Annotated in this window: 1 protein-coding gene; it reads right to left on the bottom strand. The window is 68.2% G+C overall.

The genetic code is table 11. The features are described from left to right. Positions 1-276: 276 nt before the first annotated feature. The gene (locus ABZS80_RS33240) at positions 277-735 is read right to left on the bottom strand and encodes an SRPBCC family protein (protein ID WP_355062168.1); all 459 of its coding nucleotides are present in this window, start codon (positions 733-735) and stop codon (positions 277-279) included. Positions 736-1460 lie beyond the last annotated feature (725 nt).

Consider the following 1460-nt stretch of genomic DNA (forward strand, 5'->3'; position numbering starts at 1 on the left):
GAAGCTCCCGCCTTGTGACGAGGCATCGAGTGCCGGGGATACCAAAGGAGTCGCGGCAAGAGCCCGACCCGCTCTGAACCCATTAGGGCTACCAGCCTCCCCGGGCGGGGCCAAGGTCGTTCGTCCGGTAGGGCGCTCCACCTTGTCCCCGTCCGGGGAGGCTGGACGGTCTGGCGACTGCCCGACGAGGAGATCCGCCACTCACTCAGGCGCCGCAACTGTCCCCGCAGCCGGCCGCTCCTCTGAGGTGGGTTCGGGCGAGGTTCGCTGCAATCTTCAGCTGGCGAGGCTGTGGGCGAGGAACCGGTTCCTGCGCCCGATCAGCCGCTGGAGGTATGGGCGCAGGATCACCGCTGCGACGAGGGAGCCCGGCGGGCCACCCGGGGCGGCGAAGTCGATGACATCGCGCATCACCGTCGTGGTCGGCTCATCCGGGTCAGGTGTGAGGATGTGTTCGTGACGCCAGCGCCGAAACGGTCCGCTGACCTGCTCGTCAACGAACCGGTGCGGTGACTCGTACTCCGTGATCTGCACGGTCATCCGCCACAGGAGGCCGAAGTGCCGCGCCTGCCAGGTCACCGTCTGGCCGGGGCCAAGGCATCCGGCGGTGACTCCAGCAACCGCCCGCTCGCCGCTGGTGCCCATTGACAGGGTGTGCGCGCCGACATCGAGACAGGCCGCGAACACGGAGGCCGGGCTGGCGGGGACCACCGTGATCAGTTCGATACGAGGCACGCCAGGAGCGTAATCGGCGAGGTGACCCGCTCAGCCGGTGGCAAGCTGGGTGGGCCAGCCACGGGCCAGTAGCCGGCGCGCCGGATGGTCACAAGCGGGCACCTGCGGGCGGCCCGATGGTCGCCGCGAACAGGCGTTTCGGGCATCCCGACCGCTTGATGGCGCTCTTCCAAACTGAGGCTCGCAGGGACAGCGGTGTTGGGGAGCGGTGCCTATCCTCTCAGCCATGGGAGCTCTCAAGCCGTGGCATCTGCTCGTCCTCACGCTTTGCTGCCTCTTGCCGGCCGCTGCGGCGATCGTTGGCGGGGTCTGGGCGGTCCGCCGATCCCGTAGCCGTCGCTGAGCCTCAACCGCAGTCGAACCGATCGAGTTGCCGAGCGCTTGAGGACCAGGACGGAGACGCAGCCGTGCCGGAGATCATGGAGCCGGATGGCCGGTAGCCCTGCGGCGCCGCCTGGACCAGCCAGGTGCAGTTGCGCGGATCCAACGGGGTCCCGATCGGCTTCGTGAAGACGTAGCCGAGACTCGGCCACCGAGCCCCAACAGCTGATGTGCGACGAACTCTGCCAGGTGATGCGCGACAGGTCCCAGAGGTCTAGGGGCGGCAGGAGCCGCCGACGAGGCGTCCTGTCATGGCACCCCTTTATGTCAAGGCACCGCTGGAACCAGGGGTTTAGGGTGGTTGGTGGCGGGTCCGGGAAGTGGCTTGTCCGAAGGGCCGATGT

Source organism: Micromonospora sp. NPDC005305 (assembly GCF_040607315.1).
Lineage (GTDB): Bacteria > Actinomycetota > Actinomycetes > Mycobacteriales > Micromonosporaceae > Micromonospora.